The organism is Shewanella septentrionalis, from assembly GCF_025370265.1.
GTDB lineage: Bacteria > Pseudomonadota > Gammaproteobacteria > Enterobacterales > Shewanellaceae > Shewanella > Shewanella hafniensis.
The window spans coordinates 72,132-97,890 of record NZ_JAMTCC010000011.1 but is presented as its reverse complement, the minus strand read 5'-3'; the positions used below and the strand labels follow the sequence as shown (position 1 = coordinate 97,890).

Sequence of the window (25,759 nt, the reverse complement as noted above, 5' to 3'; positions counted from 1 at the left end):
TGTATCCGGCCATGTTGCGGCTCGGCATGTCAGTTTGTCAAGGTAAGTGTAAAAATTGGCTTACAGTTTGCAGATGCGATTCGTAGCCAACAAAACTATGATCGCCTCCCGCTTCAATTCGCAATTGGCAGTGATGGTACTTATTGAGCGCTTCGCGATAATCCAGCACTTCATCACCCGTCTGCAATAATACCAAAAAACGATCCGGATTGCGGATAACAGCCGTATTAAATTCAGCAACTTCCCGCTTATGCTCGGGCACGACAAGATAATGCTGTTCGGTATAGGGATTAAATTGCGGCCCCATAAACTCATCAAACAATTCAAAGGGTTTTACCGCTGGATTGACTAACACAGCCTTGCCGCCATAGGTTTCGGCTAAATAGCTGGCAAAATATCCGCCTAAGGATGAGCCTATGTAAGTTAATGGCTCATTGGCATCGACAGCCGCCTCAACATAAGTGGTTAACAGTGCCATGGCAGCCTTGGGCGTATTGGGTAATTGCGGCTGATAAAAGGTCACACTCGGGTGATACTGCGCCATGTACTCAGCCGTCATCACAGCTTTATCTGAAAAGGGTGAGCTATTAAATCCGTGAATATAAAGCAGCATATTTCCTCAGGCTGCGGTTATTCGCGTTAATAACCGCTAGAGTTGTTGTCGGGGGAAAAATGGTTACCCGGTACGCGATACACTTTAGTGTTGATGCTACCATCGGCTCTCAACTCCAGCAAACGATAACCCGGTTGGACGCTATCCAAAGCAAAATAAGGCGATAACGGCTTAAATTGAATACAAGTGGAAGGCGTCGCCATTAGCTGCATGCTGCCATGAGGGCCATTATGATGGGTATCAATACATTGGTGTACATGACCCCAGAGTAATCCTTTGACCTGCGGATACTTTGCTACTCGCGCAATAAATTCGGCGCCATTGTCCATGCAGTGCTGATCCAGCCAAGTGCAATTCACGACAATGGGATTGTGGTGCATCACCAATAAAGTGTGACATTCGGGATGTGCGGCAATGGCTTTATCAATTAATTCGAACTGAGTCTCGGCCATATTGCCACCGGGCTTTCCCCGCACGGTTGAATCCAACATGAGAATTTGCCAGTTTCCGGCCAGAATACGCTGCTGTCCAAAAATCTGTTCACCTTGCATGTGCAGATACATAATCCGCGGATCATCATGGTTTCCGGGAAGATAATGGCAAGGTAAACCAATAGGAGTGACGGCTTTCACAAATTGCTGATAGGACTCAGCCGAGTAATCTTGACTTAAGTCACCCGTGGCAAGCATCAAATGAGCGGGATAGTCCACAGCTCTAATTGTATTTAATACGGCAGCAAAACTCTTGCTAGTATTGACCCCTAATAGCTGAGCTTCAGGATCGGCAAAAAGATGCGGATCAGTGACTTGCACGATACGCACGCTTTCCCCTTCAGCTATGGAGTAAGAGACAGCCTCTTTCAGCACATTGAATACCCAATTCTAAGACTGGCACACGACACTATGGTGGTAACCAATCTTTAATAACTCTTCCAGGAATGCATTCACCTGGTGCTTTTCATCACTTTGATACATACGTACATTGGGATAATCATACACTGGGCGTAATTGGTAAATCTGTTGACCAGTTAACACTTCTGCTAATTTAGCATCGTGATAAATTCTCACTAACACCTTGGGAGTATTGATAAACTCCTTGATTGCAATGGGGCGTGATATCTCAACTAATTGAGTATATTTGGTATTTTCTAAAATTCGCACTACTAATATACCAAACTCACCTTCGAGTCGCCATGACTCACCGATAGCTATCTCTAACGGTAACCATTTCAACATGTAGCCATAATTTCGCCCGCACAGTGCGAGAAAGTCACTGACATTGGGTTTATAGCGTCGTTTTAGACTCGAAGTAGCCAAATTCATCCCAACTTAAACCAGTTGTTGATAGTTTAATTGTAACCATTGTAATCCAATGACGGTCGACGCATTATCGATCTCGCCCGCAACCACACTATGATAAGCTTGCTCGCGGCTTAGGACATGCAATCGAATATCTTCATGCTCTTCAGCTAATCCATGCAATCCTTGAGCGTCGTTCGAATCAACATCGGCCCAATAGAAATAAAAACGTTCTGTGCTGCCACCTGGGCTGGCGAGATAACTATTCACACCGTGCATTTGCTTAGCGACCAAACCGGTTTCTTCCATTAATTCGCGGTGCGCAACGTCCAGAGGCGTTTCTTCGGCTGCAATCATACCCGCGACCAACTCGAGAAGCCAAGGAGATTTAGTGGTTGCTAATGCAGGGAAACGTACCTGTTCGATAAGCACCACTTTATCTTGTCTGGCATCATAGGGTAGAACGACGACGGCATGACCCCGCTCAAACACTTCGCGGGTGACAGGTTTGCTCCAGCCGCCTGCAAACAATTTATGTTTAAAAGTGTATTCGTCCATTGAGAAAAACCCTTGATACAGGGATTTTTTTTCTAAGATCTCAATATCCGTTTGCGAAAAAACAGGGGGTTTCATACTCTATCCTTAAAAGTTGAATTTGCGCCTATAATCAAGGCAATTTGAGCACATTTTTAAAATAAAATCTGTTACACTTCGAATTTGACTTGAAAGTGTCAGAGTTCTTAGACTCTAGGTCATTAAGTTTTAGCTGTATCGGGAAGCGTCGGGAAGCGCAAACCGCCTTGGTAAAGGCATTACTTAGTCTAAACGAAGTTAAAATATTCCTCCGTGGGGGGATTTTGTCTAATAAGGACAGCAAATGAAATTTAAGATCCATAATTTATGCGCAGCATTAACACTTGCGGCTTCCGCTTCAGCGGTACAAGCAGATGATTTGTTGCAAATTTATCAACAAGCACTGACCAGCGACCCGCTCGTATTACAAGCCCAAGCCCAGCGTAATGGTTTATTTGAGAAAATCGAACAAAACCGTGCTCCGCTATTGCCAACCATTAGTGCAAACGTCGGTTATGACAAAGCTTGGAATGATCCTAAGGATGATTCAAGCGGTCTAGTAGGTAGCCTGAAATTAAATCAAGTTATCTATGATCATAGTGCTTGGGTCGGTTTAAGCCTTGCTGAGAAAGCCGCTTCTCAAGCTGATTCTGCCTATGCTTCAGCATTACAAAACCTGATTACTCGTATCACTACAGCCTATTTCAACGTATTAACGGCGAAAGACAACTACGAGTTCCAAGGTGCAGAAAAACGCGCGATCGAACGTCAACTTGAACAAACTAAACAACGTTTTGCTGTGGGTTTAACCGCAATTACCGATGTGCATGAAGCCCAAGCTCAATATGACTTAGCCTCAGCCACTGAAATTTTAGCTGAAAACACACTCGCTAATAGCTATGAAGCCTTACGTGAAATCACTGGCATCGATCACAAGACAATTAACGTGTTAGATACCAACCGTTTCTCTGCCGTTACGCCAGCGCCAACATCTTCAAACGAATGGTTAAAGATTGCTGAAACCAATAGCGTCGATTTGATGACTCAACGTATCGGTAAAGATATCGCTCAAGAAACCATTAAGCTTTATCAAGCAGGCCACATGCCTTCTTTAAGTTTGAATGCAGGTTACAACAAAGGTCTTGAGCAAAAAACCGGAAATATCAATGAGCCTGACTTTGATAACGTCAGTGTCGGTGTCAACTTAAGTATTCCGATTTTCGAAGGCTTTAAAGTGAGTTCACAAGTTAATCAAGCGCAATTTCAATATGTTGAAGCGAGTGAAAAACTTGAACAAGTTTACCGCGGTGTAGTGAAAAACGTCCGTAATAACTACAACAACGTAGGCGCTTCTATCAGTTCAATCAAAGCCTATGAGCAATCGGTTATTTCATCAGAAAGTGCACTGAAAGCCACTCAAGCGGGTTTCGAAGTCGGTACGCGTACTATCGTTGACGTATTGAACCGTACTCGTGACTTGTACGACTCAAAACGTAAGCTATCAGATGCACGTTATAGCTACATCAACTCGGTCATTGCCTTGAAGCAAGCTGCGGGTACATTGAATGAAGATGACGTGATTGCCATCAACAATGGCTTAATTGCAGAGTAATCTCACTCTCGGTTCTCAGCTATAAAAGTTGTCAGATAAAAAAACCGCCGATAGGCGGTTTTTTTATACTCAAACGCTAAATCAACAGATTAGAAGTTGATTTCAACACCTGCGAAGTAACCTTTAAATTTAGTATCGGCACTCACACCCGAGAAGTTACTCACGTCGAATAAAAACTCACGGTAGCCTACACGTACACGGGTATCGACAGCCAAACCATCGAACTGCCAGCCTAAACCAATCGCATAGTCGTGAACGCTTGATTCATTTACGCCCTGCATCAAATCAGCAAAACCGTACAAGCCTAAGCCAGGCATCCCCACATGCGTACTGGCATAACCCATCACAATGCCGCTATCGACATCTTTCTCTTCAGGGTGACCAGGGTCTTGCACGCGCAGGGAGCCATTCATTAACTTGTAAGCAGCACCGAGATCCAATGACACTATGTCGTTATCCAATATTTCGTAATACAGCACGAAATCTGTGTTGCTTAGATCGGTATAAGCAGTCACATTACCTTTAAAATCATGACCATTGAAGTTGAAATCAGCACCTGACATGCTGCCTTTCTGATCTAAGCTATTTTCACGGATTTTAATATTAGGGACAAATGGCAATGGATGCTCAACCGCAATCCAGTAGCTACCTTGAGCCGATGAACTGTAATCAAATGTTTGCTGTGGTTGACCTTTATCGGCAAAAGTACCGCTAGTATCGGCGCGCCAGTAGTCACCGCCAATTGTGAAACCGACCACAGTTGCCGCTTGGGCTGATGTGGCCATGCATAATCCTAATACCGCACTGGCGAGGAGAGTTTTTTTCATAATTAACCTTGAGATAGCAAGTTCGTTAAATCAATCACCGCGGCATTCGCACGGGATACATAGTTAGCCATAACCAATGAATGATTAGCGACTAAGCCAAAACCGCTGCCATTAAGCACAACAGGGCTCCAGACAGTTTGCTGAGTCGCCTCCAGTTCACGAATGATCTGTCTTAGGCTCACTTCAGCATTTTTCTTCTTTAAGACGTCGGCAAAATCAACTTCAACGGCGCGCATAAAGTTCAGCAAGGCCCATGAAGCACCACGACTCTCATAGAAAACATCATCAATTTTCCACCAGCTGGTTTTCACCTGATGGCTTGCCAAGTTAGGTGTGGATTGACGCGCCGCATTATCGCCGGCTAAATCGGTATTTAAACGCTCTTGGCCAACACTGGCCGATAAACGTTGTGACATGCTGCCCAGGCGCTTTTGCACTTCTTTCAACCATTCATTGAGGTTGTCGGCGCGGGCATAAAACTGTGCATCTTGATTATTAGGGTCCATCATGCGAGCACGGTACAGCTTCAGCAATTTAATGGCATCGCGGTATTCGCTTTCGGCACTTGGCACTAACCAGCTAGTGTGATCGATATTGAGCTTAGATTGGGCTTCGCCTAAATCTTTATCCGCTGCCGATTGTGACTGCGAGCGACTAAACTCTTTACGCATAATCAAGGCTAAATCGCGGGCTTGTTCTAATGCGCCGTATTCAAATGCGGGCATGTTATCCATAAAGATAGAAGGTGGCATCACATCGTTTGATAACCAACCGCCTTGTTTATCCAGTAATGTTTCGACCGTGAGGATCAGCGAAGTGGTGGTTGCGTATCCGACCACATTTTTATCGGTAGCCGTCAATTGTTGAGGATTGATAGGATCGGGCTCGATACTCCACCACACACTCAGGCCATAACCGATTAATACTAAAAATAAACCGACACCGGTAACTTTTTTCCATGTAATTTGCATCAAGCGACTCCTTAATGATGGTGATGATGCTCTTGCTCTGCGGCGTTTTCTGCTTCTTTACTAACAGGCAGTGTAATCGCCATTTTCTCGCCATCGTCAAACTCTAATTGCAGTTCAACTTGCTGCTCTAACATCAATGGCGCTTTTAAGCCTAGCAACATGACGTGATCCCCTGACGGCGTTAACGTTAATGTGCCATGGGATGGGATATCAAAACCTTCAACATGGCGCATCTTCACCATGCCTTGATCTTCGATAATCGTGTGTAATTGGGCATCCTTTGCCACAGTAGTACTGACGCCGATAAGACGAACCGCTTTATCTGTGTGGTTTTCAAGCGTAAAGTAGGCGGCAGTATTTGGTACTGTCTCAGGCATGGCGCGTACATGACCTTCGGTCACTATCACGCTCGCCAACGCTGAAAATGATGCACAAGATAAAACTAGACAATTAAACAGCTGTTTGAATATTGGTTTCAATGTCTTAAACTCCATGTCTACCCAATGTCGTCGTAAAGGAAACAACCCATGAGTCATATACAGGTTCAGGATGATCAGGGCGTACGTATTATCAGCTTTAATCGCCCCGATAAACGCAATGCACTTGATCTTAATATGTATAAACAACTGACAGAATACCTGATCGAAGGTGAAGCAGACAACGACATTCGTGCCTTTATGCTCCATGGCCAAGATAATTGCTTCACCTCAGGCAATGATGTTGCAGACTTTTTGAAAAATAGTGACTTAGGGCCAAATCACCCCGCTGTTCGTTTCTTATTTTGCCTGCTGGAACTCAAAAAACCGCTGGTTGCCGCCGTTTCTGGCGCCGCCGTCGGCATTGGCACTACCGTACTACTGCACTGCGATCTGGTATACGCCGATAACACGGCGAAGTTTCAACTGCCCTTCGTCAACTTGGCACTGGTGCCAGAAGCGGGCGCTAGCCTACTGTTACCAGAACTAGTGGGTTATCAAAAAGCGGCAGAGCTATTGCTACTCGGCGAAAGTTTTAATGCCGAGACGGCCCACAGACTCAATATGATCAACGAAATTGTGGCCCATGAAGATCTACTCAGTTATGCATTGTCTCAGGCTAAAAAGTTGGCAAATCAACCGCCACAAGCACTACAAATCACACGTCAATTAATGCGTCCGCATAAAAATCGTGTACAACACCAAATGCATCAAGAATTAGAACAATTTAGCGCTAGGCTAAAAAGTGATGAAGCCAAGAGCAGATTTCAGGCTTTTTTGAAGAAGTAGTCTGCAAGCAGTATGCACATACATGTCGCATGAGGGTCAAAGTGCCCTCTTGTTGATAGGTTTAACACCCTATTTTTTAAAATATTCTTTCAATTTCTCAATCAAGACAAGCCTCAAATATAAGCATCACTGCAGGCTTAAACGGGTCTTTTCCATTGATCAACTAACAGTGCTAAAACAAAGTAAATCAACAAACTCACGCCAGGCATAAATACCGTCGCGCCAGCCCACACCAATCGAGTCCAAAAGCAAGTCCAACCAAATTTCCATGCCATACCAGCGGCAACACCACACACTAATCGCTCTGGGCTCTCCATACGTGCTTTTACTCGTTTCATCTCAAACCTCGACTCAATTGATTGTAATTTATTTATCACTATGCCACTGAAACCAGCAAATAATGCCTGAAAACAACGCAAGACTAATTACAGGTAACAGTAGCAAAGTCATTAAAGGTGCTACAAACCACATAAGCAGATCCCCTACTTAGCGCTATATTCATCGGCACTTGCCGACTCACCTTCATTCTCAGCGCTTAAGCCAAGTTGACTGTTGAAGTCATAAATACTTTCAGCGAGCTGTGTTTGCAATGACATCACAAACTCACGCTTAGCACTGACTAACATTTCTTGTGTTTGGGTAGTTAGCGTTTGCTCAATGGTTCCGACAACATCCGATATTGGCGCGGCTTCTGCGTGTACTGCAACGCTACCGACTAACGCACCTAATAACACACTCATTTGTACTGATTTTTTAATGGTTAACGTAAACATGATGGCATCCCTTTCGATTAATTAACTTGACGAAAGGAGTATTACAAACTGCGTGCCAACTTATAAAAATATTTTTAAGATTATGATTTTAATCATTTTAAAAAATTTTATGTGGACAAGATGAGATATAGGGATGGATTGGAAAATAACAAGTGGTGAAAAATACTACTCAAATTAGTAAATTTCACCATCTTTTAAGTCGAGTGGAATTACTCTGTAACTTCAGCCTGAATATTCTGAAAGGCCTGCTTTACCACTTCTATCCCAGAGCCGTTTTTATGGGCATTTTCGCTCAAATAACGACGCCACGCACGGGCACCCGGTAAGCCTTGGAATAACCCTATCATATGGCGAGTAATATGATTGAGTCGCCCACCCGACAGCAAATGTGCTTCGATATAAGGCAACATAGCCTCAATCACATCCTCACGGCTGATCACCGCCTTTTGGCTGCCACATAGAATTTGATCTACCTGCGCCAGAATATAAGGATTCTGATAGGCCTCACGCCCCATCATCACGCCATCGAGCTGCGCTAAATGGAGTTGCGCTTGCTCAAGTGTGGTGATCCCGCCATTAATACCAATATTGAGCGCGGGATAATCACGCTTGAGTTGATATACACGCTCATAATCGAGCGGCGGGATCTCGCGATTCTCTTTCGGACTCAAGCCTTGAAGCCAAGCCTTACGGGCATGAATAGTAAAATCCGTACACCCTTTTGCACTGACCACATCGATAAACTGGGTTAAAAACGCATAACTGTCTTGTTCATCAATCCCGATACGTGTCTTAACAGTCACAGGAATATCAACCACTTGCTTCATGGCATCAACGCACTCAGCCACTAATTCAGGTTCAGCCATCAAACACGCGCCAAAGCGACCATTCTGCACTCGATCGGAAGGACAACCCACATTGAGGTTCACTTCATCGTAGCCACGCTCAGCCGCGAGTTTAGCGCAACGCGCTAAATCGACAGGATTAGAGCCACCTAACTGCAACGCCAAAGGATGTTCTTCTTGGTTATATGCCAAGTAGTCACCACGACCATGCAATATCGCCCCAGTCGTCACCATTTCCGTATACAACAATGCATTAGCCGACATCAAACGCGCAAAATAACGGTAATGGCGATCAGTCCAATCCAGCATGGGCGCAATGGAAAAGGTGCGGTCGAGCAGTAGGCCATCATTAAGATTATTTTTCAACACGTTACTATCGACTCAAGTAATTAAAATTTGCCAGTAAGTTATCGCTTAGAAGGGTAAAGAACCTTAATTTAAGCCGCAGATTACCAATAAACCTTAAGCTTAAAAATGGAAAAACAGTAAACGAGTTAACGTTTACTGTTTTATTGCCCCTCAGAGCTAGCGGATTATATCCTAAACTGACCACTTTGGGGAGTTTAAGCTGGAATTGAAGCCTGTCTCTGAGCCAAAACTATAGCTCGCTCCAACGCCTGAGTAAGTTATGGTAAATCCCCGTCAAATTAAACAACTCTTGTTCTGCCGTGGTTTGTGCTGTCAAAGATTGAATCGATTGATCAAGTTGAAATAGCAAACGGCGCTGACCTTCATCACGCACCATACTCTGCAACCACATAAAGGCAGCGGTACGCTCTCCCGAGGTTACAGGAGTTACCTGATGCAAACTCGTCGAGGGATACAAAACTAATGAGCCGGCAGCAAGCTTAATACTTTGCTGACCATAGGTATCTTGGATTACTAATTCGCCGCCCTGATAGCTTTCTGGTTCACTGAGAAACAAGGTCGCAGAAAGATCGGTACGCACCATACCCTCGTTTGTCGAGCGAATTGCATTATCAATATGATAACCAAAAGTTTCTCCGCCTTGATAACGGTTAAATAAGGGAGGATAAAACTGTAATGGCAAGGCCGCCGATACAAATAATGGATGGGCCAGTAAGCGTTCCATAATCAGCTCACCGATGCGAATAGCCACGGGATCGTCTTTGTCTAACTGTTGATTCCGTTTACGGGTTGTCGCCATTGCGCCAGAGGTTTGATTACCGTCTATCCAGCGGCGGGCATCTAACTGTTCGCGTAAGTGACTCACTTCTTGTTTTGAGAAAACATTAGGAATTTCAATCAGCATCTCAGGGTTCCATAGGGCAAAAATACAGTATGACTTATAGCGTTTATAAAACATAAAAGGCAGCCCGAGGGCTGCCGTACCATTAGCTAATGACTGACATTAAAAATGCATATCGGCACTGAGCATGACCAAACGTCCGGGCGCCATGTTAGCAAAATGCGCAGTGTAGGCTTTATCGTAATAACGCTCGTCCGTTAGGTTTTGCACATTCAAGCGCAGGGTCAGAAAGTCATTCATCTTGTAAGATGAAACCACATCAAAACGCCAGTATGAAGGAATCGATAAGGTATTGGCGGTATTACCATAAACCTGACCCATATAGTAGGCGCCAGTTCCGACATTTAACTGCTCAGTAATGTCATAAGTCGTAAATAAACTGATGCTATTTTTGGCCGTATTAGGGAAACGATTGCCATCGAAAGCGGCATTAAATCCATTACTTTCTAGACTAGCATCAAGATAGGTGTATCCACCAAATCCATGCCAATGCTCAGTGATATCACCTGAAAAACCAATTTCGAAGCCCTTCACTTTCTGCTCACCGACGTTTTCTTGCGGTGAATTGCGATCAGCAGAAGTCGCAACGCGAGCGTTGTTTTTCTCGATTTGGAATACTGAACCATTTAGCGATAAACGGCCACTAAAGAGATCCCACTTAGTACCTAGCTCGTAACTTTCAGTATCTTCAGGTTTTAAATCTTCATTGTTACTACCAAGACGATCTGAACCATCACCATTAGATGTTCCTGGCGGATTCGAAGATGTGCCCCACGCCGCATAGATACTGCCATTAACCGCAGGTTTATACAGCACTGATAGCTGGTAGTTTAAAAAATCATCGTCATTGGATAGTGATGAGGTCGAGTTCTGTGCAGCAGTGCTGTAATCATCCCAGCGTACGCCACCGTTAATCATCCAAGATTCATTCAACTCTATGGTATTGAAAGCATAAACTGAGCGAGTGTCTGTTTCGGTTACAGTAGCATCAGTCCCTAGTGTTACGCTGCCGACCCAAGGATCGTGAGGGTTAGGGTTAGATAGCAAAGTACAATTGTAATTAGCCAGCAGTGCATCATTACAACCCGCATTACGACCATTCCCCGTATCGACCGTATAACTTAAGTTGCTGGTGCGCTCGTTGCTAAACTCAGTACCAATCGCAAAACGGTTGGTGAATCCAGCCAGTTTAGCCTCACCCGCCAGTTGTAATTGGGTTGCGAGCGTTTTAGTCACTGAGTGGCGCGATTTAGTATTACGCCAGACATAACCATTGGCGACATTGCCTGTCGTGTCATCGGGGTTGGTCACAATGTAATAATTGGTATTACGGCTATACACTGAGGTCGAGGTAAATTGCATGTCATTGTTGAAGTCATGGCTTATCAGCACTGAAGCTGTGTCGTCATTATTATCGCGAAAATCCCGCGACAATAAGCCATAAAAATTATTAGGATCGACATCGGCAGGCTCACCAGTTGCTTGATCATAGGGGATCCCATAATCAGGTATGTCATGATTTTCAAAATGATAGTATTCCAACGTCACCTTAGTGGGTGTCGTCAAACCAAAGGTCACTGAGGGTGCAATGCCCCAGCGATTACCAGAGACTTCATCACGACCCGGTGTATTGGCATCGTGCGCCATTAGATTCACCCGCACCGCAGCTTCATCAGCAATTACATGGTTAACGTCAAGACTCGTGCGTTTTAAGGAATCAGTACCAATCGCCACATCCGCATTAATAAAATCTTCTGCTTGAGCTTTTTTCGTCACAATATTGATGCTGCCGCCAACAGCACCGCGGCCGTTATAAACAGAACTCGGCCCCTTCAGCACCTCGATCTGTTCGATGTTAAAAGTCTCACGGCTCTGGGAACCCACATCTCGCATACCATTAATAAACGTCGAAGATTGAGCGTCATAACCACGAATAAACGGTCTGTCACCGTAGGGATTACCACCTTCACCCGTACCAAGCGTAATACCAGGGGTTGCCCGCAGAGCATCGGTAAAACTTTGTGCCCCCATGTCTTTGATCAAATCTTGGTTAATCACAGTGACAGTTTTAGCGCTATTGAGCAGATCATCAGTAAATTTACCAGACTGTACTTTGCGCGTGTTGTAACCCAAATATTCGCCGTTAACCTCAATATGTTCGACTTTCTTACCAGCGACTTGTGCCTGCTCCGCTGCTATTGCAGGGGTAGCTGATACAGCCATACCTATAGTTAACGAACCTAAAACGTGGGCGCCGAGTGCGACTCGACCATTGCGGCGTTTTGCAAATTTCATTAAAAGCATTCCTGTTGCGGACTAAACCCTGTAACAGATGTCCCCCACCTGTTAATCGCCCGCTAATATATGTAAAATCATTTATGTGATCAATAATTATTATCATTTACATTCAAGTTTAATGTAAATCACAGTTTCAGCTTTTATCATCGTTAAATGCTACAGGCATCATTTGAGCTAAATTTATGGTTAAGATTTCATAATTATTTGTAAATAAAGAAATTTAACATTAAAACTTTAAACGTCTACTGAAATGACCGTGATCCTCAATTTGCAGTATAATAACCAGCACTATCAACCTTTAGATTGAAATCCATCTTCTAACCTGAGTGGATATCATGTAAAAATGTGCTGTTGCAGTATCGTTTTAAGCATTTTCATGGAAAGCTCTTTACGCTAAATAACAAGAAAATAGTGAAATTAACCTCACATTTCCATTTGTGTCATCTAAGCTGAAGAGTGTGATCAAGATTGCTGTCAATAAGCAACTTTTCTAATAGCCTTAAGCCATGCCATTACTCCATGGTTTAGGCTCAAAAGAGGACAAACTTAGGCATGAACGTTAATTTTATTAATCCTTTCCTCCAATCTCTGCTCAATGTCATCTCAACTATGGCGAGCATGGATTTGACGCCGGGCAAACCTCAAATCAAATCAGATAACTTAGCAAAGGGGGATGTGTCAGGCCTTATTGGACTCGTTGGCCCTCAAACAAAAGGATCACTATCGATTACCTTCGAACAAAAGCTAGTTTTGCAGATAATGCAGAATATGCTGGGCGAAAACCCGGGTAAAATTAACGAGGAAGTGACTGACTTAGTGGGTGAAATTACCAATATGGTGACTGGTGGCGCAAAAAATCTATTGGGTCAAAAAGGCTATGAATTTGAAATGGCCACCCCTATGGTCGTGTCAGGAAAAGGCCACACCATTTCCCATAAAGCCAATGGCACTAAGATTATTATGCCATTTACCAGCCCACATGGGACTGCTTATATCGAAATATGTTTTGAAAACTAATAACTTATAATGTACTAAGCCAAGATGGCTCAAATGACATTAACGCTCCTGTCGCTCTGGTTCTTATGTTTCATTCGCTTATTTAAAGCCAGATAACAAAGATCAGAACGGCTGGTTTAACATCATCTGAATATACCGCTACTGTTCATCTACTTTCTCATTTGTGTCTAAGACCTGTTCAACTCGCACGGCTCTATCCGTAAACATATCGAGTCACCCTGCCAACACATGAATACTTAAGTGAAATTCGCTTATCTAAGCCCTACTCGTTCAACAAATAACAAACTAGGGACTAGCAGGTAACAGGGTTTTATTCACTGCTGTCAGCCAATGCAAGGATAATGCTAGTGATTCATCACGGAACTTTATTCTAGGATTACCACAAATAAAAAAAACGGTGTTTAAGACACCGTTTTTATAATGCTGCATTTTGAGCTTAACTCGCTTAAGCCAAGGCGGTTTATTTCACGAGACTAGGTCGACGAAACCATGCCTAGGAGAAGACTAAACCCGTGAGTCTAACTCATGGAGGTAACATCACGAGATAAAGTTATCAAAGCTCAACTAAGCCAAACAAACCGCGACTCTTGGAGTGAGCTTAGTGACTAATTCATAAGCGATAGTACCAATATGCTCAGCGACTTCTTCTACAGGTAATGCTTTACCCCACAACAAAGCGCTATCGCCAACCTTGTCCTGCGCATCTTGGCCTAAATCGACCGTCAACATGTCCATAGAGACGCGACCAACTATGGGTACGCGACGACCATTGACCCACACAGGTGTACCTTCCGGTGCATTACGGGGATAACCATCACCATAACCAATTGCGACGACACCTAAACGAGTATCTTGCTTCGCGGTCCAAAAACAACCATAACCCACTGGCTGATTGGCTTTATGATCCCGCACCGCAATCAACTGTGATACCAGTTCCATCGCAGGTACGAGTCCGTGATTCGCACCGCAATCCCCCGTGACGGGTGAGACACCATAGAGGGCGATTCCCGGACGGATCCAATCGCCTTGGCTTTGCGGCCAATACAAGGCACCCGCGGAGTTGGCTAAGGTTCTAAATCCGGGCAAGCCAGCCGTTAAGCTCTTAAAAGCCGCCATCTGCACTGAGGTATAACTATTATCAGGCTCATCTGCACAGGCAAAATGCGTCATTAAATGAATCGGTTTTGCCACATTGGGACAGGCCATTAACTTTGCGTAAACCGTTGAAAATTGCTCGGGTGTAAAGCCTAAGCGGTGCATGCCTGAATCCACTTTCAGCCAAACAGTCACAGGCTTAGACAACACAGTTTGCTCCAACATCTCCAGCTGAGAACTATGGTGCACCACAGTGTCGATATCATGCCCGACGAGCAAAGGTAAATCGGTGGCGCGGAAAAAACCTTCCAGCAATAACAAACGCGCTGTCACGCCGCCCGCTCGTAATTCTAAGGCTTCATCTAATCGGGCTAAGCCAAAGCCATCGGCACTGACTAAACAATGGGCGACATTCAATAATCCATGGCCATAGCCGTTGGCTTTAACGACGGCCATCACGCGACTCGCTGGGGCCTGTTGACGCAACGCAGCGAGATTGGTTTGCAGTGCACTACTGCTAATTTCTGCACGGGGAAAAGGGTTCAAAATTTACCTTGCTTACTCAGGAAATAAAAAGTCACGGAGATAAAAAATACATCAACACAGCTCATCTTCCGCAAACACAAACTGACTATTTCAAACGTCAATTTAGTCTTCTTCAAACTGAGGTCCGGCATAATTATCGAAGCGCGAAAATTGCCCTTGGAAGGTGAGTCGCACTCGACCAATCGGGCCGTTACGTTGCTTACCGATAATGATTTCAGCCGTACCTTTATCTTGAGAATCGTTGTTATACACTTCATCGCGATAAATAAACATGATGAGATCCGCATCTTGCTCGATAGCGCCCGATTCACGTAAATCCGAGTTTACCGGGCGTTTATCAGCCCTTTGCTCGAGCGAGCGGTTAAGCTGTGACAGAGCAATAATCGGAATTTCCAACTCTTTAGCTAATGCCTTGAGCGAGCGTGAAATCTCAGAAATCTCTAAGGTACGGTTATCTTTCAAGGCGGGCACCTGCATTAACTGCAGGTAATCTATCATGATCATCGACAGGCCGCCGTATTCACGGGCGATACGACGCGCGCGGCTACGAACTTCAGTTGGCGTTAAGCCCGAACCATCATCGATATACATTTTGCCTTGCTCGAGCATGATACCCATGGTCGATGAAACCCGCGCCCAATCCTCATCATCGAGCTGACCGGTACGGATTTTGGTTTGATCGACGCGGCCCAAGGAGGCCAACATACGCATCATAATCTGTTCTGACGGCATCTCGAGACTGAAGATAAGCACAGGTTTGTCTTCATTCATTGCGGCTTGTTCGCACAAGTTCATCGCGAAGGTGGTTTTACCCATAGAAGGACGCGCCGCAACGATAATCAAGTCGCCGGACTGGAAGCCAGCGGTCATCTTATCCAGATCGTTAAAGCCGCTCGACACCCCAGTCACACCGTTGTGGGGGTTATTGTAAAGCTGCTCAATCTTATCGACGGTTTTTTCTAGAATGGTTTTAATGCCTTCGGGACCTTCGTTGGCATTGGTTCGCATCTCAGCGATCTTAAAGACTTTACTCTCAGCAAGGTCGAGTAATTCACCCGAGTCGCGGCCTTCTGGGTTGTAACCCGCATCGGCAATTTCGTGCGCGACGCGGATCATGTCACGAACGACAGCACGTTCACGGACGATTTCAGCGTAGGATAAAATGTTGCCCGCACTTGGGGTATTTTTGGCAATTTCACCTAAATAGGCAAAACCACCGGCATCTTCTAATTGATTTTCAACTTCGAGCTGTTCAGAAACCGTGATCAAATCGATCGGCTGCCCCAAATCGACCAATCTGTGCATGGCAGAGAAGATCATCTTGTGTGAACGGGAGTAAAAGTCATCTTTTACGACGGCCTCAGCTACCCTGTCCCACGCTTCGGCATCTAACATCAAGCCGCCTAATACCGATTGTTCAGCCTCAATGGAATGCGGTGGCAGCTTGAGTCCATCAAGCTGCAAATCTCTTGGCTTACTTTTAGGCTTAAAAGCACCTTGTTGTGACATTAACGCTCCCGATTTCCAACAACTTAACAAAATATGATATAAAACCCGCGTCAAGCAAACAGGATGTTTACACTCGCCTGTTATCTCATTCCAACGGACACTCTAATAATCAATAAGGAAAGAACATGCGTATTGCATTGGTTGCGGCCTTAGTAATGACATCCGGCATAGCAACTGCCGACGAAGGACAATGGCAACCTTATCAAATGCCTTCTATTGCAGACAAACTCAGTGAACGCGGAATCGATATTCCTGCCGAAAAACTGGCCGATCTGACAAGTTATCCCATGAACGCCGTGGTAGGGCTGGGCTATTGTACCGCCAGTTTTGTCTCCCCCCAAGGGCTAGTTGTGACAAACCACCATTGTGCCTTCAAGGCGATACAATATAACACCAAGAAAGAACATAACTATCTCGAACAAGGCTTTTTAGCGACATCAATGGGCAAGGAACCCTCTGCCGGTCCTAACGAACGTTTATACATCACAGAGGCAGTAACCGATGTCACCGCCCAAATCAATCAAGGCCTAAGCCAAGATCCGCTGAGCCGTTACGAAGACATTCAAAATCACAGCAAAGAATTGATCAAAAGCTGTGAAGCCGATGCTAACTATCGCTGTAATGTCCGCAGTTTCCATAACGGTCTAGAATACTACCTAATCAAGCAATTGATGATCCGCGATGTACGCTTAGTCTATGCACCACCAGAAAGTGTCGGTGCCTACGGCGGCGACATCGATAACTATGAATATCCACGCCACTCGGGTGATTTTGCCTTCTTACGAGCTTACGTCGGAAAGGATGGCCAACCCGCTGTATATAGCGACGATAACATCCCTTACAAGCCAAAGAGTTACCTTAAAATCAACGCCGATGGCGTGAAAGCCGGTGACGGCGTGTTTGTCGCAGGTTATCCAGGCTCAACCAGTCGCTATAACCTCACTAGTGAGCTTAAGTTTGCCAGTGACTGGCTGTATCCCACCCAAGCTAAACGCTATCAATTACAGATTGATACTATCGAAGCTATGGGGCAAAAAGATGCAGACATCGCCATTAAATACGCTGGTAATATGGCTTCAATGGCCAACCGAATGAAAAAACTCAACGGCCTGTTAGCGGGTTTTAAAGCCACGGATATCGTGGGTATTAAACAAAGCCGTGAGGATAACTTTTTAGCTTGGCTTAAACAAAATCCTAAGCTAAATCAAAACCTCATCGCTGAGTTAGAAGTGCTACTTGCCGAGCAACAACAGGCGTTCCAAGGTAATTACTACTTTACTAATGCCCAATCGAGCACCCTGTTAACCGCAGCAAACAGCTTGTATCGTCTTGCGAAAGAAAAACAAAAGCCCGATGCCGAACGTGAACAAGGCTATCAAGATCGTGATTTAGCGATGCTGAGCTCGCGCCTTAAACGTATCGATTCAAGTTTCGATGTCAAAGTCGATAAGGCATTGTGGTTACAGGATTTAAATGCTTACCTAGGCCAATCGAATCGCGTGGCAGCGCTCGATAAAATGTTAAGTGTTAATAGTAAAGACGTAGATCTCGCGGCTAAACTCGATGGTTTGTATTCACTCACGACGCTCACAGATCAAGTCCAACGTCTGGCGTGGATGAATGCCGATGTCAATGCCTTCGAAACCAGTGCCGATCCCTTTATTCGTTTAGCCGTTGCCCTTTACGACACCAATATGGCACAGGAAAAAACGGAAAAAATCTTAGACGGTAAGTTATCCACAGCTCGCCCAGACTACATGGCCGCCGTGATTGACTACTATAAAGCCAACAACTGGCCGGTCTACCCTGACGCCAACGGTACGCTACGTATCAGCTACGGTATGGTCGATGGTTATCAATCCCGTGATGCGCTCTACAAACAGCCGTTTACTCGTCTTGATGGCATAGTCGCAAAACACACAGGCGTAGAGCCCTACAATGCACCGAAAAAGCTCCTCGATGCGATTAGCGAACAACGTTTTGGCAATCATTTAGTGAAGTCGGTTTATCAAGATCCTCGCGGCTGGATTTGCAGACTCTTCTCTTGCTTAGACAAACCCGAAGAATTTAACTCTGTACCGGTTAACTTCTTATCGAGCGTTGACACCACAGGCGGCAACTCCGGCTCACCAGTCTTCAACGGTAAAGGTGAGTTAGTAGGTCTTAACTTCGACTCCACCTACGAGGCGATCACTAAAGATTGGTTCTTCAACCCAACCATCACCCGCGCTGTACACGTGGATATCCGCTATATCCTGTGGATGATGGACGAAGTCGACCATGCCGATAATCTGATTAAAGAACTGGATTTAGTGAGAAATTAATAGTCACATTAATGTATCAGGTATTTATACCTGATACATTTTCCCACCCAAAGTGAGATATACACTAGATAACAACTAAGAAAATTTAACTTAGCCAGTATCACAAACAACCTTCCAACCACAGATCAAGCGGTGCATTTATTGAGCTGCAGCACAATATTTCTCATATAAAACATTCTATTGAGCATTCTTAAGCACTACAACTTCCTTGTCAAAAGGATAACTTTACTTTTTCCATGTCAAATAATTTGCTTAGCGAAACAGCAATAACTTTGACGAGAGAAGTAGAAACCTCCATAACGAATTGTAAACCTTAATTTACAGTGGAATAAATACCCTTTCCCAACTCCAAAAAATAAAACCTTAGACTTACTTGGGTAATGATAATCCTGCTCTTCCTTCCCTATAAAGACCTTCACAATCACTAACTAACAAATTAAATACTTACGATTAACATTATGTTTACACAAAACAAACATATATGTAAGGTTATCGTCGACATTGTTACAAATCAATTCATCAGTAATAAGATGAAAAATAAAAACTACATACACAAATAGATAGAGGAAAATGCATAATGAACATTAGGAAGAAGATTATTGCGGTTGCGATAACATCTGCTTTAGGGATGGGAATCCCAAGTATCGCCTATGCAGACAATACGACAGCAAGCATTACGGGCTCTTTAACTGTTTCTGGTGCAAGTGCTAGCGAGTACACCGCAACGGCCAAAGATCCTAAAACTGGATTAACAAGAAATATTGAAATTGGAACTGATGGAACTTTCCGTTTCTCTAAATTACCCGTTGGAACGTATGAAGTTGCAATCAGTAAAGCTGGAATTGTGGTAGCTAAAGATACGGTGTCAGTGTCTTTGGGTTCAAATGCTAATGCTACGTTTGATATTCAGGCAACAAGTGGCCCCGAAGTGATCTCTATAGTCGGCGCACGAATTAATAACGTCGATTTAACAAACTCAGACTCTGGTCTAGTTATTGATAAAGGTGAAATAGATTTACTGCCAGTTGCAAGAAACTTTACTTCAATTGCGCTACTTGCTCCAGGTACTGTTGCTGGCGATAGTAAATTCGGCCAAACGGCCTCTTTTGGTGGTTCTTCAGCCGCTGAAAACTCATGTTATATCAACGGCCTTGAAGTTACGAATACAAGCCAAGGGTTAGGTTGTGGTGAAGTACCATTTGAATTCTATCGTGAATTTCAAGTTAAAACGGGTGGTTATTCAGCCCAGTTTGGTCGTACGACTGGTGGTGTGATCAACGCAGTCACAAAAAGTGGTACCAACGAGTGGGATTTTGCAGCAACAGGCCGTTATATCCCTAAATCTTTAGCTTCTGAAGGTCAAATATCCCGTGGTAATGGCGGTGTCGGTGCCATATTCAGAGACACTACTAATGATGAATACAACTTATGGGAATACAGTGTTTCAGCTGCAGGCCCGATTATCGAAGACAAGTTATTTTTCTATGCAATTGTAAACCCGCGTAATGTTTCAAATGACTTTGCGACTCAATCAGGCACAAGATCACAGTACGCACCTGACGACCAATTTATTAAGCGAGATTCTAGCGGTGCTGACAATCTATTCTGGGGTGCTAAAGTTGACTGGAACATCACAGATGATCATAGCTTAAGCTTTTTCGGCTATTCAAACCGCAGTGATACAAACTCAGATACATACGCATATGATGCTGAAGAAGGTCAAATTGGTAAATATCTTGGGTCAAGTCTAAGAAAGCGTGGCGGTACGGCAAAGAGTGTTACCTATAATGGTAATATTACAGACGATCTTTCATTATCTGTCATGTATGGCAAATTAGAGACCGAATATACGAACACTCCGAGTAACCTCGAGTGTCCTACAGTATCTGACTCTCGCCAAATCCCTGCTGATCAAAAAATTACTAGCTGTGGCCCTGGTGGCTCTGTCGGTGTGAACGTTGATGAAAATACTCAAACGCGCGTTGACCTACAATATGTGTTAGGTGACCACCTGCTTAAAGCAGGCTATGACAAGCAAGAACGATTTACATCTCATACGTCCGCACCAATTACGGGACACAGCTGGACTTACTCGAGCTTAGCACCCAATGCAGGCATACAAGGTAATGATGGTAATTTATATACGAATACAACAGGTCAACAGCTCGACTATGTTCAAGATCGTATATTTGCAGGTGGCGGCGGTTTCAACTCTGATTTATCAGCTTGGTATCTTGAAGATTCATGGCAAGTCACTGAAAATGTAATGTTAACTGCAGGGGTTAGACAAGATAAATTTGATAACCAAGGTGTTACAGGACTGACGTTCTCTTCATTTAAAACAGACTTGGCTCCTAGATTAGGCTTTACGTGGGATCCAGTCGGAGATGGCGAGTCAAAAATATACGGTACTGCTGGCCGTTACTATTTACCAGTCCCAAATAACACAAACTATCGTGCAGCATCTGGTATTAGTGATAGTACTACGTATTATACGTTCACTGGACATGATGACACTGGTGCTCCTACAGGTTTAAACCCTATCGCTGGGGCTAATTCAACTGTAGTAAACTCTGTTCCAACTCCAGCAATTCAAGAAACATTCCAGAGCGAAGAAGCAGAACCATTCAGTAAAGATGAATATATCTTAGGTTACCAAAAGCAAGTAACCGAAGAAATGGTAATGTCTGTGCGAGGAATTTATCGTGAAGTTGGAACCGCTCTAGATGATTATTGTGGTCCATTAGCATCACAAGCTACTTGTACTTTAGTTAACCCAGGAAGTTCTGGTACTTGGTCACTAGATAATGATGGTGATGCCATTGCGGATCCCGGTAGTCGCCAAACCTATTCAGCTGAAGAGATAGGTTTACCTAAAGCTGAAAACACATACAAAGCAATTCAAGCTGAAGTCAATTACACTGCAGATAATTTACGCCTTAACTTTATATACACTTGGAGTAAGAGCTACGGTAACTTTGAAGGCGCGGTTAAGTCAGACATAGGTCAAGCAGATCCTGGTGTAACGCAGGACTTCGATTTCCCAGCGCTGATGGATGGTGCTGAAGGTTATCAAGCTAATGATCGTCGCCACGTCTTTAAGTTATTTGGTACTTATAACTTAACTGATGATCTAAGTGTTGGTTTTAACAGCACACTCTCTAGTGGTCGCCCTCTAAGTGCATTTGGGCAAGGCTACCCAAGCAATGACCCATCTGTTTATGGAAGTTATGGTGATACCTTCTATCTCTATACTAACCAATGCCCAGATACCAATGGCAATGCACAGTGTGATCAATCAGAGAAGATATACAATCGCGTTGAACGTGGAACAGTCGGACGTACACCATGGACCTTCAACCTAGACTTATCGCTAAACTATGATTTCAAGATTAGTGATATTGACATGAGAGCAACGGTCAATGTTTATAACGTTCTAGATGTTCAAGAAATAGTCTCACAAAATGAGCACTACGAAGCTAGAAGCTCCGAAGGTACTAAAAACCAATACTATGGCGCAGCATATGATTGGCAAGAACCTCGTTATGTTGAATTTGGCATTTCTGGACGTTTCTAAACTAGTTAACTAAATCACACCGTAAAAACCGTCAAGATTCTCTTGGCGGTTTTTTTATTTATGACTTGGTCACAATGTTAACTATAAATGTTCAGCATAAAGATAGGGACACTTTCTTCATTACTCATCATATACGATCTCCAAGCAGCTAAAGATGCTTCATGAATCCACACGGGAAATATCATTTTCAATTAATAACCCTACTGGCAGTTACTTTAAGATTAGATAATATTAAAGTATATCCAACAGTTAGATGCGTTTTACGGTCCCAAAATTGAATTACTATGCAAAATACAAATATTAGTAGCAACTATGCACCTTTGAATTATACCAATCACATGAAATATCAAACCAGTTCAGAGCCTCACAGGCATCTTAATCTAAGGCACATTGAAGCAGAAATGCGTATTCCCTTTTAAGTCAAAGCGGCACGGGAGTGGGATGCCTGTGAGGCTCCCGAAGGGCGGCTGATGTTAACGGCATGGTAACGCGCTTTATACTGCGTTTAGGGCTTTCGACAAAACACTACTATGCCTTCAAACCTTAGCCTTGCCTAAAGCGTGTTGAACTCCCGTTGAATAAACAGATATTTAATACGATTGGTATTACTCTCATAAGTACCGTCATTGGAGGCATCTTTGAAATATACTATTTTCCAACATACTAAATTTCAGCCATAAAAAAACACCGCCTAGGCGGTGTCTTTTTATATTTAAAGCGAGTCGTAATTAAGCTTCTGCAACCACAGATACTTTAACAACAGCTTTAACTTCAGTGTGTAACTGAACTTCAACTTCGAAGTCGCCAGTAGTACGCAGAGCGCCTAATGGTAAACGAACTTCTGATTTAGCCAGCTCAACACCAGCAGCAGTCACTGCATCAGCGATGTCACGGTTGCCAACTGAACCAAACAGTTTGCCTTCATCACCCGCTTTAGAAGCGATTACAACCGCTTCCAGTGCAGTGATTTTCTCAGCACGTAGGTTAGCAGCAGCTAATTCAGCAGCTAATTTAGCTTCTAATTCAGCGCGACGAGCTTCAAATACTTTAACGTTGCTTTCGTTAGCAACAACAGCTTTACCTTGTGGCAAAAGGAAGTTACGTGCGTAACCAGCCTTAACTGTTACTTGGTCACCCAAGTTGCCTAGGTTAGCGATTTTATCAAGCAGAATAACGTTCATTATCAAATCCTCTATATTCGATTAGGAATACTGCAATTACTGATGTAAATCAGTATATGGCAGTAGAGAAAGATAACGAGCACGCTTGATAGCGCGAGCTAGTTGGCGCTGATATTTAGCACTAGTACCAGTGATACGGCTAGGAACAATCTTGCCGCTTTCAGTGATGTAGTTCTTTAAAGTAACGATATCTTTGTAATCAATTTCTGCAACACCTTCAGCGGTGAAACGGCAGAACTTGCGACGACGGAAATAACGTGCCATGTTGACAGTCTCCTAAGTTTTCAATTCGACATTTTCGGCATGGATAACTAAGCGGTTTTGACCATTGCGCCCCTGTTGAAGGGTCATAAAGCCTTGCACTTGTAGTTCCACACCTGCTTTCAGATCTTCTGCGACGCTTTCAAAGCGTGGGCCACTCAATATCACTTGAATTTGTACGTAGACGTTGCGGAGCATATCCGCTTCATAACGCTGCGATTTGTGTTCCAACATTATCACACTGTGTGCAATACCTGCTGGGCTTTTAAAGCGTCTTGAACGAGTTATCGTTCCTGACAACACCAAGTTATTGGTGGTCACAGATTACCTTACTCAGCGATTTCTTCAGCGTGAGCTTCATCGTATGAGCGTTCGCCAGCTGGGCCACGACGTGAATCGCGCTCATCTCTAGCTTTAGCCATTGGAGATGCTTCAGTAACGGCAACTTTAGTACGCATTACCATGTTACGCAGAACTGCGTCGTTGAAACGGAAAGCTGTTTCTAGCTCTTCAATCGTCTCTGCTTTAGCTTCAACGTTCATCAGAACGTAGTGAGCTTTATGCAGATCAAGGATTGGGTAAGCCAGTTGACGACGGCCCCAATCTTCTAAACGGTGGATTGTGCCGTTAGCTTCGGTGATAACACCTGTGTAACGCTCAATCATACCTGGTACTTGTTCACTTTGATCTGGGTGAACCATAAATACGATTTCGTAATGACGCATTTATTGCTCCTTACGGTTATGTAGCCTCGGTATTGGCTCAGTCAAACCAAATGGAGGCAAGGAACGAAAAATAGTGACTGATTTGAGCGCGAGATAGTACAGAAAGCAAGCCAGAAACTCAAGCAATAACTTTGCCTCGCCAATCAATACAGGTATGATGGCGCTTCATCTATATTCGGACGTCTGACATCAGCTAACCAAGAATAAAACATAATGCTAAAAGTTATTGCGCCAATCTTTTTATTTTCCCTTTCATTTCCTGCACTTGCGCTTGTTCCACCAGATTATCAGGAACCGCCCAGCGATTTTACCGCAGAAATCGAAGCGGGTTTGCAACTGAATACAGGCAATACCGAATCCAGCAGTTTTAACGGTCGAACCCAACTGATTTACGACACTAAGCAAACCAAGCAAGAAGCCACGCTCAAAGCCTACTTTGCCTCAGAAAAAAGCAAGACGACTTCCGAAAAATACGAACTCCAACTCCAGTCGAACTATAAACTCACTAAGGGTTATATCTTCGGACGCGGTGATTTCACTTGGGATCAATTCGGTAGTTACACGCAAATATCAACTATTTCGAGTGGTTACGGTTTTAATGCCATCAGTAGCTACAAGACCAAACTCAGTCTCGAAGTCGGCCCCGGTTATCGATATAACTTACCGGCCGAATCTGTCGATATTCCCAATCCTGATGCTGAGAAAGATATCATTTTGCGTACCGCTGCAAAGTTTTCTCAAAAACTGCAGGAATACAGCAGTCTCAATGCCGATTTAACTGCGGAAATGGGCGAGAACAACAATACCCTTACCTTAGACATGAACTACAAGAATCTGGTGTTCCAAGATTGGGCTTTTAAAATCGGCATGAACATCAAATACACTGAAGTAGTTCCAGAAGGTAGCCAGCAGACAGATACCATCACCACCTTTAACCTGCTTTATACCTTTAGATAACCGCTTTTAGATAATCCGAAGCAATACAAGAACACGACGCCAATGTCATCTTTGGCTGGCGTCAATGTTAAAGTTCCTCCGCCCCCTTTCAAGTCACTTCGACATAATCTAAGGATTTTTTGAGCAGAAATGCGCAATTAATCAAGATTTACCAACAATTCGCAACACAACATAAACACCAACCCCTGATATACTCACGGTTTATTATCAATCTTGTTTGTG

The 25,759-nt window shown here is 43.9% G+C and carries 24 protein-coding genes and 1 pseudogene; 7 read left to right on the top strand and 18 right to left on the bottom strand.

All coding sequences use genetic code 11. The features are described from left to right. Window positions 1–37 precede the first annotated feature (37 nt). The 4 genes from NE536_RS08420 to nudF are packed head-to-tail and all read right to left on the bottom strand — an operon-like array spanning window position 38 to window position 2,544. Complete coding sequence (locus NE536_RS08420; protein ID WP_220592036.1) at window positions 38–613, bottom strand: YqiA/YcfP family alpha/beta fold hydrolase; 576 nt, start codon at window positions 611–613, stop codon at window positions 38–40. A gap of 26 nt (window positions 614–639) precedes the next feature. Continuing rightward, window positions 640–1,479: a 3',5'-cyclic-AMP phosphodiesterase gene (cpdA, locus tag NE536_RS08415; RefSeq protein WP_106649492.1), complete on the bottom strand. Its 840-nt coding sequence runs from the start codon at window positions 1,477–1,479 to the stop codon at window positions 640–642. Between the two features lie 15 nt (window positions 1,480–1,494). After that, complete coding sequence (locus NE536_RS08410) at window positions 1,495–1,935, bottom strand: DUF1249 domain-containing protein (protein WP_063882262.1); 441 nt, start codon at window positions 1,933–1,935, stop codon at window positions 1,495–1,497. A gap of 6 nt (window positions 1,936–1,941) precedes the next feature. Beyond that, complete coding sequence (gene nudF / locus NE536_RS08405) at window positions 1,942–2,544, bottom strand: ADP-ribose diphosphatase (protein WP_063882264.1); 603 nt, start codon at window positions 2,542–2,544, stop codon at window positions 1,942–1,944. A gap of 244 nt (window positions 2,545–2,788) precedes the next feature. Between nudF and tolC the strand changes: the two genes are divergently transcribed. Continuing rightward, window positions 2,789–4,096 (top strand): outer membrane channel protein TolC, encoded by a 1,308-nt coding sequence (tolC, locus tag NE536_RS08400; protein ID WP_063882267.1) that lies wholly within the window; start codon window positions 2,789–2,791, stop codon window positions 4,094–4,096. Window positions 4,097–4,185: 89 nt separating this feature from the next. On the opposite strand, the gene NE536_RS08395 is transcribed toward tolC, so the two are convergent. The 3 genes from NE536_RS08395 to NE536_RS08385 are packed head-to-tail and all read right to left on the bottom strand — an operon-like array spanning window position 4,186 to window position 6,388. Continuing rightward, complete coding sequence (locus NE536_RS08395; protein ID WP_006083028.1) at window positions 4,186–4,923, bottom strand: TIGR04219 family outer membrane beta-barrel protein; 738 nt, start codon at window positions 4,921–4,923, stop codon at window positions 4,186–4,188. A gap of 2 nt (window positions 4,924–4,925) precedes the next feature. Beyond that, a complete protein-coding gene (locus tag NE536_RS08390) occupies window positions 4,926–5,894 on the bottom strand; it encodes a DUF2333 family protein (RefSeq protein ID WP_006083029.1) in 969 nt (322 codons plus the stop codon). An 11-nt stretch (window positions 5,895–5,905) separates the two neighbouring features. Next, entirely contained in the window at window positions 5,906–6,388 is a 483-nt protein-coding gene (locus NE536_RS08385) for a copper chaperone PCu(A)C (protein ID WP_261272406.1), read from the bottom strand. Window positions 6,389–6,421: 33 nt separating this feature from the next. Here NE536_RS08385 and NE536_RS08380 point away from each other — a divergent pair, with 33 nt between their 5' ends. Further along, a complete protein-coding gene (locus tag NE536_RS08380; protein ID WP_006083031.1) occupies window positions 6,422–7,159 on the top strand; it encodes an enoyl-CoA hydratase in 738 nt (245 codons plus the stop codon). A gap of 137 nt (window positions 7,160–7,296) precedes the next feature. Here the strand turns inward: NE536_RS08380 and NE536_RS08375 are convergent, their stop codons facing one another. The 5 genes from NE536_RS08375 to NE536_RS08355 all read right to left on the bottom strand — a co-directional run bounded on the left by NE536_RS08375 (window position 7,297) and on the right by NE536_RS08355 (window position 12,342). Continuing rightward, complete coding sequence (locus tag NE536_RS08375; protein WP_261272405.1) at window positions 7,297–7,497, bottom strand: PspC domain-containing protein; 201 nt, start codon at window positions 7,495–7,497, stop codon at window positions 7,297–7,299. Between the two features lie 144 nt (window positions 7,498–7,641). Then, a complete protein-coding gene (locus NE536_RS08370) occupies window positions 7,642–7,932 on the bottom strand; it encodes a hypothetical protein (RefSeq protein ID WP_006086053.1) in 291 nt (96 codons plus the stop codon). A 209-nt stretch (window positions 7,933–8,141) separates the two neighbouring features. Continuing rightward, window positions 8,142–9,146: a tRNA dihydrouridine(20/20a) synthase DusA gene (gene dusA, locus NE536_RS08365; RefSeq protein WP_261272404.1), complete on the bottom strand. Its 1,005-nt coding sequence runs from the start codon at window positions 9,144–9,146 to the stop codon at window positions 8,142–8,144. Between the two features lie 229 nt (window positions 9,147–9,375). Further along, window positions 9,376–10,050 carry a Fe2+-dependent dioxygenase gene (locus NE536_RS08360; RefSeq protein ID WP_220591984.1) on the bottom strand — a complete coding sequence of 225 codons (675 nt, stop codon included), beginning with the start codon at window positions 10,048–10,050 and terminating at the stop codon, window positions 9,376–9,378. Between the two features lie 99 nt (window positions 10,051–10,149). Continuing rightward, window positions 10,150–12,342 (bottom strand): TonB-dependent receptor, encoded by a 2,193-nt coding sequence (locus NE536_RS08355; RefSeq protein ID WP_261272403.1) that lies wholly within the window; start codon window positions 12,340–12,342, stop codon window positions 10,150–10,152. A 555-nt stretch (window positions 12,343–12,897) separates the two neighbouring features. On the opposite strand from NE536_RS08355, the gene NE536_RS08350 reads away from it, so the two are divergent. After that, window positions 12,898–13,362, top strand: a complete 465-nt coding sequence (locus tag NE536_RS08350) for a chemotaxis protein CheX (RefSeq protein ID WP_006083037.1) — start codon at window positions 12,898–12,900, stop codon at window positions 13,360–13,362. Between the two features lie 564 nt (window positions 13,363–13,926). On the opposite strand, the gene alr is transcribed toward NE536_RS08350, so the two are convergent. Further along, a complete protein-coding gene (gene alr, locus NE536_RS08345) occupies window positions 13,927–15,003 on the bottom strand; it encodes an alanine racemase (protein ID WP_261272402.1) in 1,077 nt (358 codons plus the stop codon). A 102-nt stretch (window positions 15,004–15,105) separates the two neighbouring features. Beyond that, on the bottom strand, window positions 15,106–16,512 hold the full coding sequence (gene dnaB, locus NE536_RS08340; RefSeq protein WP_106649436.1) for a replicative DNA helicase: 1,407 nt from the start codon (window positions 16,510–16,512) through the stop codon (window positions 15,106–15,108). A 125-nt stretch (window positions 16,513–16,637) separates the two neighbouring features. Between dnaB and NE536_RS08335 the strand changes: the two genes are divergently transcribed. The 3 genes and pseudogenes from NE536_RS08335 (at window position 16,638) to NE536_RS08325 (ending at window position 23,080) form a co-directional block, all read left to right on the top strand. Further along, on the top strand, window positions 16,638–18,836 hold the full coding sequence (locus NE536_RS08335; RefSeq protein ID WP_261272401.1) for a S46 family peptidase: 2,199 nt from the start codon (window positions 16,638–16,640) through the stop codon (window positions 18,834–18,836). 577 nt (window positions 18,837–19,413) lie between these two features. Next, entirely contained in the window at window positions 19,414–22,413 is a 3,000-nt protein-coding gene (locus tag NE536_RS08330; RefSeq protein ID WP_261272400.1) for a TonB-dependent receptor, read from the top strand. A 481-nt stretch (window positions 22,414–22,894) separates the two neighbouring features. Next, a pseudogene (locus NE536_RS08325) lies at window positions 22,895–23,080 on the top strand (hypothetical protein). Between the two features lie 61 nt (window positions 23,081–23,141). On the opposite strand, the gene rplI reads toward NE536_RS08325, so the two are convergent. From rplI to rpsF, 4 genes are read right to left on the bottom strand one after another with little or no spacing between them, the layout of a single operon-like run. Then, a complete protein-coding gene (rplI, locus tag NE536_RS08320; RefSeq protein ID WP_106649434.1) occupies window positions 23,142–23,594 on the bottom strand; it encodes a 50S ribosomal protein L9 in 453 nt (150 codons plus the stop codon). Window positions 23,595–23,630: 36 nt separating this feature from the next. Further along, window positions 23,631–23,858, bottom strand: a complete 228-nt coding sequence (rpsR, locus tag NE536_RS08315) for a 30S ribosomal protein S18 (protein WP_006083042.1) — start codon at window positions 23,856–23,858, stop codon at window positions 23,631–23,633. A 12-nt stretch (window positions 23,859–23,870) separates the two neighbouring features. Then, entirely contained in the window at window positions 23,871–24,176 is a 306-nt protein-coding gene (gene priB / locus NE536_RS08310; RefSeq protein ID WP_261272399.1) for a primosomal replication protein N, read from the bottom strand. An 8-nt stretch (window positions 24,177–24,184) separates the two neighbouring features. Then, a complete protein-coding gene (gene rpsF, locus NE536_RS08305; RefSeq protein ID WP_006083044.1) occupies window positions 24,185–24,580 on the bottom strand; it encodes a 30S ribosomal protein S6 in 396 nt (131 codons plus the stop codon). 213 nt (window positions 24,581–24,793) lie between these two features. Between rpsF and NE536_RS08300 the strand changes: the two genes are divergently transcribed. Further along, window positions 24,794–25,537, top strand: a complete 744-nt coding sequence (locus tag NE536_RS08300; RefSeq protein WP_107402640.1) for a DUF481 domain-containing protein — start codon at window positions 24,794–24,796, stop codon at window positions 25,535–25,537. Window positions 25,538–25,759: the final 222 nt, after the last annotated feature.

Bases quoted from the DNA above. Each gene is read 5' to 3' on its own strand.
- NE536_RS08420 (WP_220592036.1), bottom strand. From the start codon at position 613: ATGCTGCTTTATATTCACGGATTTAATAGCTCACCCTTTTCAGATAAA.
- NE536_RS08410 (WP_063882262.1), bottom strand. From the start codon at position 1,935: ATGAATTTGGCTACTTCGAGTCTAAAACGACGCTATAAACCCAATGTC.
- nudF (WP_063882264.1), bottom strand. From the start codon at position 2,544: ATGAAACCCCCTGTTTTTTCGCAAACGGATATTGAGATCTTAGAAAAA.
- tolC (WP_063882267.1), top strand. From the start codon at position 2,789: ATGAAATTTAAGATCCATAATTTATGCGCAGCATTAACACTTGCGGCT.
- NE536_RS08395 (WP_006083028.1), bottom strand. From the start codon at position 4,923: ATGAAAAAAACTCTCCTCGCCAGTGCGGTATTAGGATTATGCATGGCC.
- NE536_RS08390 (WP_006083029.1), bottom strand. From the start codon at position 5,894: ATGCAAATTACATGGAAAAAAGTTACCGGTGTCGGTTTATTTTTAGTA.
- NE536_RS08385 (WP_261272406.1), bottom strand. From the start codon at position 6,388: ATGGAGTTTAAGACATTGAAACCAATATTCAAACAGCTGTTTAATTGT.
- NE536_RS08380 (WP_006083031.1), top strand. From the start codon at position 6,422: ATGAGTCATATACAGGTTCAGGATGATCAGGGCGTACGTATTATCAGC.
- NE536_RS08375 (WP_261272405.1), bottom strand. From the start codon at position 7,497: ATGAAACGAGTAAAAGCACGTATGGAGAGCCCAGAGCGATTAGTGTGT.
- NE536_RS08370 (WP_006086053.1), bottom strand. From the start codon at position 7,932: ATGTTTACGTTAACCATTAAAAAATCAGTACAAATGAGTGTGTTATTA.
- NE536_RS08360 (WP_220591984.1), bottom strand. From the start codon at position 10,050: ATGCTGATTGAAATTCCTAATGTTTTCTCAAAACAAGAAGTGAGTCAC.
- NE536_RS08355 (WP_261272403.1), bottom strand. From the start codon at position 12,342: ATGAAATTTGCAAAACGCCGCAATGGTCGAGTCGCACTCGGCGCCCAC.
- NE536_RS08350 (WP_006083037.1), top strand. From the start codon at position 12,898: ATGAACGTTAATTTTATTAATCCTTTCCTCCAATCTCTGCTCAATGTC.
- dnaB (WP_106649436.1), bottom strand. From the start codon at position 16,512: ATGTCACAACAAGGTGCTTTTAAGCCTAAAAGTAAGCCAAGAGATTTG.
- NE536_RS08335 (WP_261272401.1), top strand. From the start codon at position 16,638: ATGCGTATTGCATTGGTTGCGGCCTTAGTAATGACATCCGGCATAGCA.
- NE536_RS08330 (WP_261272400.1), top strand. From the start codon at position 19,414: ATGAACATTAGGAAGAAGATTATTGCGGTTGCGATAACATCTGCTTTA.
- rplI (WP_106649434.1), bottom strand. From the start codon at position 23,594: ATGAACGTTATTCTGCTTGATAAAATCGCTAACCTAGGCAACTTGGGT.
- rpsR (WP_006083042.1), bottom strand. From the start codon at position 23,858: ATGGCACGTTATTTCCGTCGTCGCAAGTTCTGCCGTTTCACCGCTGAA.
- rpsF (WP_006083044.1), bottom strand. From the start codon at position 24,580: ATGCGTCATTACGAAATCGTATTTATGGTTCACCCAGATCAAAGTGAA.
- NE536_RS08300 (WP_107402640.1), top strand. From the start codon at position 24,794: ATGCTAAAAGTTATTGCGCCAATCTTTTTATTTTCCCTTTCATTTCCT.